The organism is Coprococcus intestinihominis (assembly GCF_040096555.1).
Lineage (GTDB): Bacteria > Bacillota > Clostridia > Lachnospirales > Lachnospiraceae > Coprococcus_A > Coprococcus_A intestinihominis.
The window spans coordinates 1-16414 of sequence record NZ_JBBMEK010000049.1; the positions used below are offsets into that span (position 1 = coordinate 1).

Sequence of the window (16414 nt, forward strand, 5' to 3'; positions counted from 1 at the left end):
CATTTACCCTCCTTTTCCTCTGCCCCTCGCAGACGGTTTCCTATTCTTTTCCTTCTGCTGTGCTTCCAACTTTTCTTTTTCTTCTGCTTTTTCATGCAGACGCTCTGCAATCCTTTTTTCTTTTAAGATTTTTTTCCGTTCAATCCGCAAACGCTCCTCTTTCTCAAAGAAATAAGCGTCTGTCTGTTCTGCCTCAGACAAGGAATATCCCATTTCTTTTAACTGCCCAAGAAGGTTTTGGTATGTCTGGTGGTCTTGAAAAAATTCCTGATACCCTTCCTGATAAAGTTTTGCTTCCATCTGTTTTTCCTGCAGCTTATTGAGAAACAGAAGCATTTCCTCATAAGGAACCATTTCTTTTCGTAGCTGCTTTCTTGCCCTGCTGTTTTCCCAAAGCTGTTCCTTTGTTGCATCAGAAATGGCTTTCAACTGCGCCTTATCCTGTATGCGATAAGCTGCCAGAAAATCAAATTCCTCCTGCAATTTTTTCAATTCATGGATTGCTGCCCTGTATTTCCAGGTTTTAGAGTCTGCCATTGGTTTCCCCTGCCGGTACCTGCGAAGAAAACGTTCCTTCTGGTATCTGGTCAAATGCCGCTCCCTGTATGGGATAAACACATACGTCCATTCTACCGGTATCTCCTCTCCGGTCATTTCCGGGATTGGAAGGCGTCCAAAACGCTGCCGAAGCCTTTCCTCTGTATATTCTTCCCCTATCTGGTCAAGCCGCCTTGCCCTTCCTGCTCCGGGTTCCCGAACAGAAAGGCGCTTTCTCCCCCGCAACTCATATCCCATGCTGGAAAGATTTTCAAGAAATTCCTCATAAGAACCTGCGTCCTGTAATGCCTGGTCCACATCTCTTCTGATCCGCCTGTCCCGTTCAGAAAGAGATTTTTCTTCCTGTCCTTTTTGTTTGCGTTTTTCCTTTGCTTCTTCCAGATCCAGCACAGATAAACCATGCTCCCTGCATATCCGGTTGCTCAGAGGCTGAATGATGTTTTCCCAATCCCCGTTTTTATAATCGTATTTATATCCCGTAGTACAGCGTACTGAATTAAAAATAATGTGCCCATGAATATGGTCCGTATCATTATGGACTGCATAAACCGCTTCAAAATCCTTCCCAAGAAATTCTGTCACAAACTCTCCTACCACTTGGAAGGCTTCTTCTTCCGAAACCTCATCTTCCTCAAACGAAAGAATGAAATGGTAGCCCTGCCTTTTATCCAGCTTTCCAAAATGACGTTTGGTATCTACCATCTGGGATAATGCCTGTTCAGGAATACAGTTATGTCCACAGACATAGCGGCCATGTTCTGTTTTCTCCGGGTTCATAATATAGCGAAGACCGTTTGCCAGATGTTTTGCCGGATAGCCCGTTTTTGCCTGTTTCATGTGCAGGCACTTTGTAATTGCCATAACCTACAGCCTTTCCTGCACCTGGCTTACCAGTGTTTTTATCTGCTTCAAAAACACATACAGACGGTGTTTATCTTCCCTGGAATAAAGGGCGCTGTTATTGTTATGGGTAATCTGGTTAATGTTTACACCAATCCGGTTGATTTCCTGGTTCATGCGTTCCAGTTCCTGACGGATTTCCGGGTAATCCCTGGGACGGTTGGTAATCAGCATACGAAGGTACTGGGAATCGGAAAGCCCCATCTTTTCTGCCTGTTTTTGTAACTCTTCCAACTCCCATGAGTACAGCCGGATTTCTTTTCTGCATTTCATTGTTTCTTTTTTCATGCTCCCCCTTTCCTTATCTTTATCACATATTTCATCTACCGATTTCTACTCCAACGCTATCTGCTGTCAACTCCTAAGACCTGCTATCGGTCACCGTATAACTTCCCAGTGTCCGGACTGGCTATGCCAGTCCTCTGCAAGATACGGATTTTACCGTACAAAATCCCATCTTGTTAGGGGGACACCCCTAATACCCCGGATCAAATAGATAGCAAAACGCAGATACTGATAGCAGACCTGCGTTCCATATAGGTAAAAACCGATAGCAGTTCCAAACATCTGCTATCGGTTTTTCCACTTCCTACTTCTATTTCTGCTAACAAAACCCCAGTTCTGTTAGCAAATCTGCCAGCCTCCTGTGTCTGATGTGACAGCAGTTCTTCCATTCTGCTATCAACGCTTTTGCACAGACTCCCATGCAGGCTGCTTCTTCTTCCGCAATTTTTCTCTTTCCAGCAAGTATGGGAAGACTCTCTATGGACCATTTGCCGCTTTGGGTTTCTCTTATGAAATTATTGGTTTACCTGTTCTTCCAAACGCTCCAATGCCTTTTCAAAAGCTCCAATCCCACTGAAAAAGGAAGAAAGCCGAATATCCTCAAACAGATATGGCATGGCTTTGTATAGCTCCAGAAAAATATAGTACAGCACATCAACAACAATGGAATTTCCTGCCTGTTTGTAAAGCTGGCTGTTGCTTATGCCTGCTTCTTTTGCTTTCCGAAAATCCGTATCGGAAAATCCCATAAGCCGGAAGCATTCTAAAGGTGTCAGCCTCCGGATACGGATTAAAGACTCTAAACGGTGTATTCCATTTGATGTCGTAAGCGTAGGGCAGAGTTCCCCATGCTCCTGTACCCTTCCCCGTTTTTCCACAGACGGATAACTAAGATTTACAACACCATTTTCCAAACATTCCTCATAACCTTTCTGTGTCTTTTGACGTACCAGAATGATATTATCTTTTTGTACAGAAGTAAGGGTATGGCAGACTTCTTTTTCTCCCAGTTCCAAAGTCTGCACAATCCTGCCTTCCGGGTCATACCTGCCCCGGATTGCTCCTGGACATTTTTCTACAATCTTTGGCTGGTCATGTCCTGCCAAAACTGCACCGCTGCTTCCTAAAGGGGAATAAATAACCCCGCTTGAACCATAGCCGGTATGAATATCTCCCACTTGAAGAATTTTGGGCTGCTGTCCGCCACCACCACAGGCAGTTACCGTAGGGCAGCACCCGTCTGGCAGATAAACCCGTCCAGTCTGTTCAAACACCCCTTTGATATTTCCGGCCCTCTTTACCCGGTTTTCCCGAAAAGCCTTCAGGATTTTTTCGTCCGGCTCAAACAAAAGGGCTTTTCTCTCTTCCATATCTTCAATCAAGCGGCGTACTTTTTCCTGGGATAAGTAGTATCTTTCCTCTACCGTATCCTCCAGAATATCCATAAGGCACTGGAAGGACTCCAGCGGTTCCGGAAACTGGAATTTTCCATTATCCATTTCCTTCTGTATCAAAATCAGATATACCCGTTCCCTGTTCTGGGGTATTCCATAATGCTTTGCATTAAGAACACTCCAATAGGTGTGGTATCCGTATTCATGCAGTTCTTCTTCAAACAACCGGAATGTGGTATCCCGGAATTTTTTTCCTACAATATTTTTTACATTTTCATAAATTCCCCATACTGGTTTGACACCCCGTATCATACGGAGCCACTCCACCAGAAGGGAAGAACGTGTTTTATCAATATCATGGGAACCACACATGCCGCAGGCGTCCCTTTTGGAATAATGTACCTGCAGAGGGTTATACTCATACCCGCAGCTTCGGCATTTCCAAACCGCGCCTGCCTGCTTGCCTGCCAGGGAAAAATCCTGACAGGGGCTTCCGCCACAAATCATGTTAAACGGTTCAATCTCCCTTTCGTCCACTTTTGTAATATCTCCCAGATTCAATGTTTCACTTGTACCATGAATCGCACAATAACTCTTTGCTGCATATTTATCAAACTCACAAAAATTTACCAAACTATATTTCATTCCTCATATTTCATGAGGTGTAGCTACACATTTTACCTAGGATTACTCACTTATTTCCTCCTGTCTCCTAAATTTTTTTATAGTCTTCATGAGAAATCCACAGCTACAAACGAAATATCCATCTGGCATTACCTTACAATCATAGAATCACCCCTTCCCGTATCCAGAGTTTACCCTTCTGTCAAAAATTCTGTTGGTCTGCACCACCTCCTTTCTACATCTTTCCGTTTTCTTATCTCTTAATAGGCTCCTGCTTTTCAGGATTTTGTATTTCCTTTGTTCTTTGTTCTCCTGCCAGTTTTAGTTCTCTGGTATAACTATCATAAACATATACCTCATTTGATAAAAAATCTGCCCCTACCAAATCTGGTTTACTGTTTATATCCCGAACCATTGTTTTGAGTTCTTCAATCGTATGCGCATGTGTATCTACTGCCAAACACTCATGAATACTAGCAGGAAGAATATAGGTTTCCCCTCCAAAAAAATCCGCAATTTCATCCATGATATCTTTATTCAGAATAGAAGCAGCTCCCCAATTTTTATTTTGGTTTGTAACACAATACATCTCTTGTTCCTTCGGTATCTCTATATCCCCAGGTCCAAAAAGTCTACTAATTGAAAATACTTCCGTTTGATTTTTAAAAGAAGGATCATCAATAAGTTCCGCTAAAAATTGTTTCGGTTCTATCTGATGGTAGTTGAAATATTCTTCCGGCAATTTTACACTATACTCCGTACCAGGGACATTCCATTGGAAGATAATCTCCAGATTTTCAAACGGAACATGCGCCAGCTTCGGTCTAAACTCCAGGCTTTCTTTTGGAATAAAAGCAGGTATAATATTTTCTTTTTTCGCTTTCAATATCTGGATATTTTTTGTAAACTGTATTTCGTCTTTTGCCTCATGAAGTGTCCCTGCATAGCTTTCTATAATGGAGGGAAAGCTTATTCCCTCTTTGTACATACGATAGAAATCTTCTGCATAAGTGGTAATTCCTACATTACTTCCTTCTGGACGAAATACAATGCCATGATTCTGTTGTCCATTTTTATATACCATACGAAAATCTATGGTTCCCTTTACTTCCTCTGTGACAAATTCCAAAATCTGCTTTTTCAACTCTTCATAAAACATATCAAAATCCATGTTTTCCACCCTTCCTAACATCTCTTTTTCTGATATTTGCCAGCACTCTGGACACATACACCTGCTTGGGTATCCCCATGCGGTATCCCTGCCGCTCATAGCTCTCTTCGATAAACGCAACCCGTACACGTCCATGCAATTTCCTCTTTCCTATCCACTGCACTACTTTTTCCATCTCCGCTTCGCATTCGTCGATCTCCCATTTTTTGAAACATTCCTCATCATAGCTATTTTCCAAAAGAATACCCTCCTATCTTGCCTGTGCTATCTGGTATGGTACTATGTTCCTGTGTCCTACCGTTTTCTTTATCTTTTGTATTTGTGTCCCTTTTGTTTCGGTAAGAAGCGGCCTTTCCTTTTCTACCAGGCTGGAAAGCTCCTGGTTCTCCTTTTTATACTGCAAAAAAGCATTATAATCTTTTCCCATAGGTGGAAGACGTACAAAAACTTCATACTCCATAAGGGTATATTTTTTTGCCAATTTTTTTGCCGCTTGTCTTCCCCGCAGGTCATTATCCAAACAGAACTGTATCTTCCTGATATGAGGATAATCTTTTAAGAACTTTTCCAAAGGACCATCGGAAAGCATTCCAAGTACCAGGATATTGTTCTGATAATCTCCACGCAGTTCCATATCGGACATGGCATCAATGACCGCCTCATATACATAGATCGTATCACTGTTTCGGTCTACCAGATTAACCCCATAAGTTTTGTCATTCCCCGTAACATCTCCTTTAAAGGGTTTTCCGTATTTATCCATAGTTCCCCTCTGGCTGGCAAAACGTGGGATACCCTCCGGATCTTTTCCCACAAAAACCAGGTTATGATACGTTCCGCTCTCATACAAAATCCCCTTTTTTACCCAAAAATCAATCATCTGCTTTGACAACTTCCGCTGTTTTATCAGATAGCCATATAACCGACGGCTGGTTTCTGATTTTGAGGGAAGTACAAAAGGTTCTTTCGGTATGTCTTTTTTCTGTTTTGTTTCTTCTATCTTTCCAATCTGTCTTTCCGGTTGAAATTTTTGCATGGTTTCAGTACGGATATATCCGGCAAACTCCAGCAGATATTTGACTGCCTCCACAAAATCCATGTTTCTGAAATATTCCAGAAAGTCAATGGTACTGCCACCTACCCCCTGGCTAAACCGGCACCAGGAAGACCGGTTGAAGATCATCACAGAATCCATACCCACTGCCTGATAGAACCTGCCCTTCCTTTTCAATGGAATCCCTATCTGCTCCGCCAAATCCACTAAGTCCACTGCCTTTGCAATCTGAATTTCTTCAGCCGTAAATTTTCCCATACTGTACCTCTTCATATTTCATATCCAGATAATGTGCCATTTCCGGGTGCAGAGCTTCAAAAGCAGTCAGGTAGCGGAAAGAGGAACTATGCTCCCCCTGTCCGATACAAAATTCCCTCAGGCTCTTTTTTGAATACTGAGCGGGCTGGTTGCACCAACGACTTAGGTTGATATACATCCCCTTATAAATCTCCGGTGCCCGTTCCCATGCAGCATAGCGCATCAAATAAGCCAGACACTTATACCGCATCAAAATCTCAATCCGTATGAAAACGTCCCGAATATCCTTTGCCCAAAAATCTGCTTTCCAGGTTCCTTCCCAGTCATAGCCGCACAGTACATACAGCTTAACTTTCTGATAAGGAACTGGGATCACTTCCCGCAAAAGTTCCAATTTTCTTACAATAAGTTCCTGATCTTTGATATGGTCAAAGGCAAAAATCATACCATTATCCAATTTTCCAGATGCCAGAAGTTCCATCTGCCTTTTCTGCATAATCCGCAGATCCAGCCCTTGCCGGAACTGAAACCGCCTGCCTGTTTCCAGGATACTGGAAAAGATTTTTTCCCACCCTGCACAGGCAAAAAAGTTATCGTCCAAAAAGCATAACTTCTTTCTGGACGGATCATAAAATTCTTCCAATGGGCTTGCAGCTACTGCACCGGTGCTGTTTTTGTTTACACAGAAACTGCACTTCCGAAAACACCCCCTGGTGAGGAAACCAATGGAATAATTCGTATAAAATTGGAACTCCTTCTTCTTTTTCTCTCCTTCGCTATGTTCTTTTACCATCTGGTCATACAAATGATAGTCCGGTGTATGATGTTCCATTTCTTTGGGAAGTACCGGTGCTTTATCGTAAAAAAACCCGGTTCCTCCATAAACGGTTGTTTCCTTCGCCAAAATATGTTCCGGCACAAAGGTATCCGTAAACACTTTTGATACATAGAGCCGGTCATATTCCCCTGCCTGGCTATAATCCAAAAGAAGTTCTGTTTCAAATCCCTGCTCCTTCCAATAAGCGGAAAGTTTCATACATGCCAAGTTAGGAAACCGGTGTCTTTTCCGGTATAAAAGATCTGCATCTATAATCCCTATCCTCAACGCCTGCTCCTTTCCATACGGGTAGTTCCGGTTTTCTGCCTCTGCTTACTTACTTCTTTTCTTTTTTTCTCTTCCATGCTTCTCACCTCATATTGCCAAAGAAAGGACAGCCGCAGCCGCCCTTTCCCAAGTTTAAAAACTAATTTTTATTTCCTATGCCTTTTTCTGTTTTTTTCTGTAATAAAGTAAGCCTGCTACCATGCCTGCACTTACACCAAGAGCCAGCAAAGGCAGGAACCAGTTGGTATCATCACCGGTTTTTGGTCCCGGTTTGACGGTACCTGGTGTTTCCGGTATTTTTTTATTCTGGATTTCTTTTACCACTTCAATGACTGGTGTTTTATCATTCTGGTAACTGAATACAATCTCCCACTCTTCTTCTGTCTTTTCATACCCTTCTAAGGCCGCTGTTTCTTTCAGCACATAGGTAATCGGTTCTTTGAAAACACCATTTTCATAAGTTCCAATCGGAAGCAGGCTGGAAACTGCTTTTCCATCTTTCCCGGTCTTCAGGCGTTCCACTTCTTTACCGGTTTCCTTTTCCAGCAGAACAAATTCTACTCCTTCCAGAGCCGCTTTGCTGTCTGCATCCGTTTTTACGATAACCAGTTGTCCCATAGCACGCTCATCTTCCATCTTTACTTTCTGGATTTCTCCAGTTTCTTCCACTGTAAACTCCACATCATTGGCTACAATATATCCACCAACTGCCGCCTCTTCATGCAGGGTATAAGTTCCTACCGGAAGGTACTCAATCAGATGTTCTTCTCCTGTGGTCCAGGACTCTACAACTTCCCCTTCCTGATCCAGGATCTGCAGCTTAGCCCCTTCAATCTCCTTACCATCTGTAATATCTGTTTTAGAGATAGAAACCTTTGTATGGTCGTCCTTCATTTTCACTTTTTGTACTTCCCCAGTTTCTTCCACAACAAATTTTACATCTTCCGCCCGGACATATCCCTGTTCTGTAGGCGCCTGTTCTTCATGCAGTATATATTCCCCTGGTGCCAGTGCGTAGACTACATGAGCTTCTTTTTTTGACACCCACTCTTCTACCACTTTTCCTTCCTGATCCAGGATCTGCATTTGGGCCCCTTCAATCTCCTGTCCACCGGTTAAATCTACTTTCGTAAATTCTGTAATGGTCGGCTGATTGGAAATTTCTTCTGAAAAAGCGAGAAGTTCAAGGGTCTGGTCTGTATAAGACGCATCAAAAGAATACATTTCATCATTTGGCAGGTATCCAGGCTTATGCTCTACTTCCTTGATGTAATATTTTCCATGGGGAAGATCAGAGTGAAATACCAGCTTGCCCTCTTTGTCGGTTGTTCCCAGCTCGATCAAGGCATCTTTTTCTACAATCACTTCCCCTACCGCATTTTGGATAGCCTCCTGTGCATACAGCCCGAATCCTACTCCTTCCAGCGGTTTTCCGGTTTTTGCGTCTTTTTTCAGAAGGCTCAGGGAAATTTTCTGTCGCTGATTGGTAAGTTCCATCGTTACATAATCCACTGCTACTTCCTGACCCTTATATGCAATTTCAAATTCTTTTGCTTCTGGATCAAGAACACAGTTCTGTCCTGCTTTTTCTTCCACCACATAATATTTTCCGATAGGAAGGTTATTAAGAACGGCTTTCCCTTCTTTATCTGTCACCATACGGGCTACCAAAGTATCTTTTTCATATTTCACAATACGGTTTCCAGCTTCATCCTTCTGTCCGTCAGGGGTATAAATGGTTTCTCTTGCATAAATGGCAAATTCTGCAGCTTCCATGTTCCCCACTTCGTAGTCAAATTCATAGCCTTTCTCTTTTTCCATGACTTCTTCCCCGGTGAAGAAGCTGCTTACCTGGTTTACGAAACCGGCCACACCGTTTTTCATCTTTGTTAGGAACTTTCCTTCTACTTTGGAAGCACCAGAAAGTTTTTCTCCTTTTTTGTGGATTGTAAGGCTTCCTACGGCTTCATCATTATACTGTTCAATGACAACAATAAATTTACCGGTTTCCTCTTCTACCTGGTGTACGGTATCCGCATCTACAGTAATCGTGATCGGTACTTTCTTTACTTCCTGGTAAGTTCCCCCGTCTGCTGTTTCATTCAACGGAACTTCCTTTCCATCTTTTAAGAGAGCATTTTCAAATCCTATCTGTACATAGTTTTTAGGTGCTTCTATCTCTTCGATTCGGTAAGTACCGCACTTTAACTGTTCCGGTGTGATCAGGTATCCCTCTTCGTTTGTCCTGAACACAGATACCACTTCTTTTTTCGGGTATCTTACGATCATTTCCACATATTTTTCTGCTTCCACATCAAAAATTTTATAAGCTGCACTGTTATCCAGTACTGGCTTCTGTGTCTGGGCATCTTTTTTCACAATCTTGAAGTAATACTGCAAAGGTCGGTCATCAAACACACGCCATACCTGAGGTTCCCTGCTGTCTTCTGAAATCTGTACGATAAATGGGCGGATTCCTTTTAAATTTTCCGGAACAGTAGATTCAAACACCACATACCTTCCATAAGGAAGCTCTGGGCTCTTCAAATATCCTTTCTTGTCGGTAAACAGCTCTGGTACTGTGATTTTTTTACCATTTTCCCAATAAGAAGCGGTTTCATCTTTGCTGTAATCATATGTGATAAAGTCCTCCGGTGTATAATAAGAGCCATTTCCAGGCTTCAGGCTGCCATCCTTTACGCCAGACAATTCACTGATGAGGAATACCTTGAATCCTGCCCCTTCCACCAGTTCTGTTTCTGTCTGTTCCCCATCTTCTGAAATCTTGATAAGCTGAAACGCCTGTTTCTTTACAGTTTCCTTTACCGTAATATCCCGGTGTACAATCTGTATCTCCTGCCCTTCATACGCTACCTCTACGGGATACTCTGTTTCATCTAGCAGATACCCTTCTGCTGGCTCCATTTCTTTTACGAAATAGTTTCCAAGATACAGGTTTTTGAAGTCCACCGTTCCTTCACTGGAAATCGTACCCTGTGCTACCAATTCTCCTTTTTTATGGACAATGCCATCTTTTTTATTTGGATGCTCTATGTCTTTTGTCGCATATAAACCGTATTTTGCACCTACCAAAGTTGCATCACCCTGGGAAATAAATCCCTGGGAATCTTGATCGATCTTGCTTACATGAACTTCTCCCCACACTTCCTCATTTTTAAAATCATGGGAGAAGGTATAGGTGTACGTGCTGCCATCCTTATATTCATAGAAGAAGCGGTACACTTCATCTGTCATGTAATACTTATCCGGTGCCTGGATCTCCTTTACACTGTAATGGAAATTCAAAGGAATGTCTGCATGGAAAGCAGCAGTTCCTTCTCTGTTAGAAACAGCACGCTCTACCAGTTTTCCTTTTTCTACAAGAATCTTTCCGTCTACCGCTGTAATATCTTCTTCCGCATACAGTCCAAAAACCGCACCCTCCAGGGTAACTCCATCATTTTTTGATTTTTTCACCACGTTTACGGAAATCTCTGGTCTTGCATTGGTAAAGACGGTTTCCCCCTGGGATAAATCTATATTCTGCCCTGCATAGGACAAGGTTACAAACTGGGTACGTTCCTGTTCTGTTTTCCCAATCACCAGATTTTCCGGTGCTTTCTGTTCTACAACCTTATATTTTCCAAGATACAACTCTTTGGAAACAGCACTTCCATCTTCCCCGGTTGTCAGACTTTCTACCAGATCCCCTGCTTTATGCACCTTCGTCACTTTATCCTGGCTGTAAATATCCTCTGCCGCATAAATGTTATATTCTGCCCCTGCAAAGTCCGCATTTCCATATACAAAAGTCAGGTTTCCCTCTTCTCCGGTTACTCCGGTCAGAACCTCACCTTTTTTACGGATTGTGATTTTTCCTTTCTGTTCCTCATTCGTCACTGCAACAGAAGTTGTTTTTCCTGTTTCCAGCTTCACATGAAAAGACTCTGTATTCAGCTTATAACCTTCTGGAACAGAAATTTCTTTTAAATATACCGTATCCTGGGTTTTTGGAAATTCAACCTCGGAAGTACCATTGCTGTCTGTTGCCGGCATTTCTATAAGAAGGTTTTTACATGCACTGTCCAGATAAATACCAAAAACAGCACCGGAAAGGTTTACCTTACTGTTGTTATCCTTTTTTGTCACCTTTACCCTTGCCAGATCTAACCACTTCACTGTAAATTCCACAGAAGCACTTTCCTCTTCAAAAAATGCCCCATATCCAATATCCTGTGAGCCAGAGCCGGTAGATAATACCAAAGTCTTCCACTGCGCTCCTATCTGTCCTTTCAGCTTGCCGCTGTTCCAAGTACCGGTTACTGTTTTTGGGGCACTGAAATAAAATGTGGTGTCCCCTTTGATCTTTACAGTCCCTGTCTGTTTTGTACTTCCACTGTGGTAGGTCACATTGCCTGGCATTTTTAAAGTAATATAGTTTCTATGGTCGCCTTTTAAGCTAAATTCCCCGGTACGCTGCTCATTACCGCTTTCATAAGCCTTTGCTTCCTTTGGGGATAATGTGATTGCTGCTGTCGGAGGTGCTTCCAGGCTGTAAATATGCTGGATATATCCCCATACACCGCTTGCCTTGATATCTTCAAAAGTACAGCCATAAAATCCGTCCATGCCACAATACGAATATGCAGCAGCTAAATGCGTAAAAATATACTTTGTTTTCCAGTCAAAAGACGGCATATACTCCCCGGTAATGTCCCCAGGACCGCCATATCCATAATAGAGGACTTTCTGTAATTCCGGGTTGCTTTCAAACTCATTGGCCACATAATCCGAAGTTGGTGGAGAAGCTTTCATGGATTCCAGGCAGTACGCCACATGTCCATTTACCGTAAAATAGGAAGTGGAATAATTCCCTACACTTGACGGGTAAGGGATTTTCTCCCCCTGTACCAGATGTACATTGCTTCCTTTTTCCCTTTCCATTGCTGCCGGAACAACGGATAAGTACATTCCCTTATCCTCTTCTGGTGTAAGGTCAATTAACTCTGTTCCTGCATCTGGCATTTCCGGTTCTTCGGCCAGTACCTCCGGTATCTCTGGCTCAGGGTCCGCCTCACCGTCCTCATCGGAGCCGCTTTCTGTATGCTGGCTGCTTTCCCCCTGGGATTGCTGTGAGCTGTTTTCCCTTGCTTCTACCACAATCCTTCTCATAATCTGATAAGAGGGGTTTCCGCTTAACGGATCAACACGATAAAATGCCTGGTAAGCCCCTGGGGCGTTAAAGTCAAAGGGATTGCCGGATTCCCCTTCGGCTTTCAGGAACGTTACCTCTACTTTTTCATCATTTTTCTGGAAACCAGTATCATCGGATTCCGGGTTAAATGATTCTCCTGTTTTTATGGTAAGATCCTCTGCATACACCAGTTCTTCTTCTGTCAGTTGATTCTTTATCTCTTCCAGTTCCGGTAATGTATCCAAAGCAGTTTTCTCCTGTTTTGCTTCTGCTTTCTGTATCCGGCTATTTTCCCCAGACTGCCCGGAAGCCAGTGCCGTTATCCCTGTATTGAGTAATGTCGAACAGCTAAGAAGAAGTGCCAGTGTCCCAGCCAGCAGCCTTTTCTTTTTTCCTTTCATCATAACTTTGCTCCTTTTCATTTTTTTCGACAAAAAAAGCAGGCCACACAAGCCTGCTTTCCATTTTCTATCTTCTTTTTTGCATCTTTTGTGTACGGTCTGTCCCGTATCCAATGCAACCGCCATTCCCCTTTCTATTCCCTGTTTCCTGCATGGAACACTGCCAAAATAAGCTGCAGAACCAGCAGAAACAAGCATAATACTAATTTTCCTGTCAGATACAGCAGTTTCCCCACTGCGATCAAAATCCCTTTTACAACTTCCCATACGGTTCTTCCTACTGCCATACCTTCTTCCTCCTCTTACTCTTCAAATGCCCCATAAAATTCCGCAAATCGTAAATCTTTTTCCATACAGGCTTCTTCCTTTTCACTGTTTCCTGCTATCTGTCCGCTGTCAGCCAGTTCCCCCTGAAATGTTTCTGCTAATACGTTCTTGTTAGCAAAGGCTTCTTTTTGTGCCTGGGAAACGGCATCTTTTACGATTTTACAAAATTGTTCTTTCTGGTTCTCCAGAAGGGTATTTAATAGTTTCATCTGCTGTACATCTTCTTCCTGCTGCAGGTATTTTGCAAAATAAACGATTGCTTCTGCTATGAAATCGTCTTTCGTCTTGAAAATATCTTTGTTATACTCCTTCAGATATCGGTATGCCTGATGATGTACTGGCCTGTTTTTATACAGCCGCAGTGAAGTAGTATATACTTTTTCCGTATCCATAAGCCTTCACTTCCTATCATGCCGTCCGCATTTTCCTCTGTTTTGCCCGGATAATGCTTTTCACTGCTTCTTCACAGCCCCTTGCATTGGCATGTATATCCGTCACAAACTGTACATCTTTTCCCTCATTAGCTCCAAAATGCTCCACAATGGAAGAACCACCTCCCATGAATACCATTTTGGTCAGATCCAGATTATAATGATTTGCCTGTATGATACCATAAATTTCCTCTGCATAGGATTTCAAACAGTTTATAATCACTTCCTGATACTGCTTCGGGCAGTCATAGCTTCCTGTCCTCATAAATGCTTCTGTAATGTATGCCGGTACCCCTGCCCCTGTTTTTGCAATGGCTTCCTCATTCACTTTTCCGATACAGTACAATGCCGCCTTATCCGAAATCGAATACTTCCCGTCCGGCATTCCGTCAACAAACTCTACCAGATCGGTAGTACCTCCGCCAATATCCACTAAAAGGCAATAACCAGGAACAGCTTCTAAAAGCGTATGGATCACCACATGCCCCTGCATAAAGACAAACACATTTTCCAAGGACACATGATAGTGAACCCCTTCATAGCGGAAATGCAGTTCCTTTGTCTTTAACAGATATTTCTTGAAACTTTCCTTCTGCTGCTGAAACCTTCTGGGCGGCAGGGCAGCTCCCATTTTCACAGAAGCATCTGTCAATCCCCGATACCGCATCTCCTGTGCCAGGGCAGCCATGGTAAGAAGATAATAGTTTTCATTTTCTGTTTTATCCACACACTCTTTTTCCGGTACTTTCCCACCCACATAATAAAACTGGTTCTGATATTCCAGAATATGTTCCAGACTGTCTGGCTTTGCCTGCAAGGGCTGGATTGCTGCTGAAAATACGGTATTTGCTGTTTTCATGTTACGGTTTCCATGGTCTATTCCAATAATCATTTTATTTTCCACTTTCTTATCCTCCTGAATTTTATATTTTGTATCTTTCCACTTTTTCATCTGTTCACTCTTCTGCAAATGGCTCCAGCATCTCACTGATTTCTTTTTGGAATAACCTCTGCAGCCGGACAACCACATGGACATTTGGTTTTTGCTGTCCATATTCAATCCTCTGATATGTCCGAAGACTGATACCCAGGACAGATGCAAGTTCTATCTGCGTATATCCATGGGCTGTCCTGAATTTCTTTAATTTTGTAACTTCCTATCACACTCCTTATGTCTGAGGGATAGCTTCATGATAAGCAAACAGATTAGATATATAGCTGTTTGCCGTCAATGTGGCATTATATAAAGCAGTCAGTAACACTGCCCTGATATTATTTGCTTTTTTTGTACACTGTTTAATAGAATCCATCACATACTCCACAGAGAATTTATCCAGTTTTTTATACATTCCCTGCACAACACTAAGAGGGCGTTCTTCCTGATTTACCCGTATCGTCTTTGCGTTGGAGGTCAAAACATCTACAGCAAGCCCTACAATCTCATTGAGCAGCTTTCTGTCATAAGGTCTGTCTATCCATATCGCATCATAATCAATCTGATCTTTGAACTGTTTTTCTGCTATCTGATAGGATAAGATAGGATTATCTTCATATTCATTCATAATCTCTGTTGTATTCTTTGGAGTATTCTCTACTGTAGTCTTTGTAGTAATCTCTGTATTTGTCTGCCCACAATAGGTTTCAGGTATCTCTTTTGGTGTCCAAGGCTCTGTTTTCCTAAGAGGGTATGCTCCCTCTTTGAATGGGGTTACCCTCTCACTTTGAAAAGGGACAGCCCTCTCTCCTACGAAATGAACCTCCTCGTCTATGTTTATAGAGGGACTTTGTTCTTCCATTTTCGATTTCCTTCTGCCGTTTTCAAAGGAAGACGAAACTGCACCTGTTTCTTCTGGATAAGTCAATTCTTTTAGCCTGTCTACAATCAATTCCAGATACAGGACATTATTGACCACAATCCCATTCATGGATATAGTTCTAAATACTCTCCTTACCACACCCAGTTTTTCCAAAAATACCACTGCATTTGTTGCTTCTTTTTTGGAAATTCCGAACTGCTCACTGATCTGCTGATAACTTCGCTGAAGAAGGTCAGACTTAAATTTTTTTCTTACCCCGATTACCTGCCCGGTTCCTTCATCCCTGATTTCTGTAGGCTTATACCAATACACAATATCTGCCAGTATGATAATAGCCGTCAGATTTGGCTTTCCGCTTTCTCTGATAATCGTCCGATACCATACCTGAGGAATGATATTTCCAGATATATTCAGTTTTGCATTTTCGTCTACAATTTCATTTCCTGTGCTGTATATACCTCCATTCATATGTTATCCTCACTTTCCCATTTTTCTTTGTACTTATATAAAACTCTCATTTTTTCATCTGCTTTTTTGGCAACAACTAAGCACGCATACAAAGGAAACAGAAAAATAAGTAAACCAATTATTATGATTACTTTTATCATTGCTCCATCCTCCCATGAAAAAAGGACTAAGCCAGCTAACAGAATCACTTTTAACTAACCTAGTCCATATCTTTTTTTACAATATGTTGCAACCGAATGGTCTTTCACAAACTTGACCGCCTGTGAGAATGGATATACTTTTAACAGGACCAGTAGCAAAGGGTTTCTATCATTAAAAGTCCCTGCCACCTAATTTCCATTATGCGAAATTTGGTGCTAGAATATAAATAGTACAAGCCAAAATGAGAAATTCCAAATACACATAAGCATGATACAATAGAGGCATG

At 42.2% G+C, this 16414-nt stretch carries 13 protein-coding genes and 1 pseudogene; all 14 read right to left on the reverse strand.

Going from position 1 to position 16414, the window contains the following annotated elements; genetic code table 11:
• Positions 1–3: 3 nt before the first annotated feature.
• Positions 4–1419 (reverse strand): relaxase/mobilization nuclease domain-containing protein, encoded by a 1416-nt coding sequence (locus tag WMO25_RS05765; protein WP_287643033.1) that lies wholly within the window; start codon positions 1417–1419, stop codon positions 4–6.
• Positions 1420–1422: 3 nt separating this feature from the next.
• Complete coding sequence (locus WMO25_RS05770) at positions 1423–1746, reverse strand: plasmid mobilization protein (protein WP_025577448.1); 324 nt, start codon at positions 1744–1746, stop codon at positions 1423–1425.
• A gap of 512 nt (positions 1747–2258) precedes the next feature.
• Entirely contained in the window at positions 2259–3782 is a 1524-nt protein-coding gene (gene dcm / locus WMO25_RS05775; RefSeq protein ID WP_287643032.1) for a DNA (cytosine-5-)-methyltransferase, read from the reverse strand.
• 232 nt (positions 3783–4014) lie between these two features.
• Positions 4015–4932, reverse strand: a complete 918-nt coding sequence (locus WMO25_RS05780) for a DUF5688 family protein (RefSeq protein WP_287643031.1) — start codon at positions 4930–4932, stop codon at positions 4015–4017.
• Positions 4922–5170 carry a hypothetical protein gene (locus WMO25_RS05785; RefSeq protein ID WP_116441964.1) on the reverse strand — a complete coding sequence of 83 codons (249 nt, stop codon included), beginning with the start codon at positions 5168–5170 and terminating at the stop codon, positions 4922–4924. Before WMO25_RS05785 ends, WMO25_RS05780 begins: the two co-directional genes overlap by 11 nt.
• A gap of 12 nt (positions 5171–5182) precedes the next feature.
• Entirely contained in the window at positions 5183–6244 is a 1062-nt protein-coding gene (locus tag WMO25_RS05790) for a DUF3991 domain-containing protein (protein WP_349084544.1), read from the reverse strand.
• Positions 6225–7229: a radical SAM protein gene (locus WMO25_RS05795; protein WP_349084545.1), complete on the reverse strand. Its 1005-nt coding sequence runs from the start codon at positions 7227–7229 to the stop codon at positions 6225–6227. The genes WMO25_RS05790 and WMO25_RS05795 overlap by 20 nt, the downstream gene beginning before the upstream one ends.
• A gap of 273 nt (positions 7230–7502) precedes the next feature.
• Entirely contained in the window at positions 7503–12947 is a 5445-nt protein-coding gene (locus WMO25_RS05800; RefSeq protein WP_287643028.1) for a SpaA isopeptide-forming pilin-related protein, read from the reverse strand.
• Between the two features lie 131 nt (positions 12948–13078).
• Positions 13079–13231: a hypothetical protein gene (locus WMO25_RS05805; RefSeq protein WP_287643027.1), complete on the reverse strand. Its 153-nt coding sequence runs from the start codon at positions 13229–13231 to the stop codon at positions 13079–13081.
• A 15-nt stretch (positions 13232–13246) separates the two neighbouring features.
• Positions 13247–13663 (reverse strand): hypothetical protein, encoded by a 417-nt coding sequence (locus tag WMO25_RS05810; RefSeq protein ID WP_287643026.1) that lies wholly within the window; start codon positions 13661–13663, stop codon positions 13247–13249.
• A gap of 16 nt (positions 13664–13679) precedes the next feature.
• Entirely contained in the window at positions 13680–14606 is a 927-nt protein-coding gene (locus tag WMO25_RS05815) for a ParM/StbA family protein (RefSeq protein ID WP_349084546.1), read from the reverse strand.
• A gap of 52 nt (positions 14607–14658) precedes the next feature.
• Positions 14659–14838: pseudogene (locus WMO25_RS05820) on the reverse strand (helix-turn-helix transcriptional regulator); the annotation flags it as partial.
• Between the two features lie 33 nt (positions 14839–14871).
• The gene (locus WMO25_RS05825; protein WP_287643025.1) at positions 14872–15987 is read right to left on the reverse strand and encodes a DUF6017 domain-containing protein; all 1116 of its coding nucleotides are present in this window, start codon (positions 15985–15987) and stop codon (positions 14872–14874) included.
• Entirely contained in the window at positions 15984–16127 is a 144-nt protein-coding gene (locus WMO25_RS05830; protein WP_195956114.1) for a hypothetical protein, read from the reverse strand. Before WMO25_RS05830 ends, WMO25_RS05825 begins: the two co-directional genes overlap by 4 nt.
• Between the last annotated feature and the right edge of the window lie 287 nt (positions 16128–16414).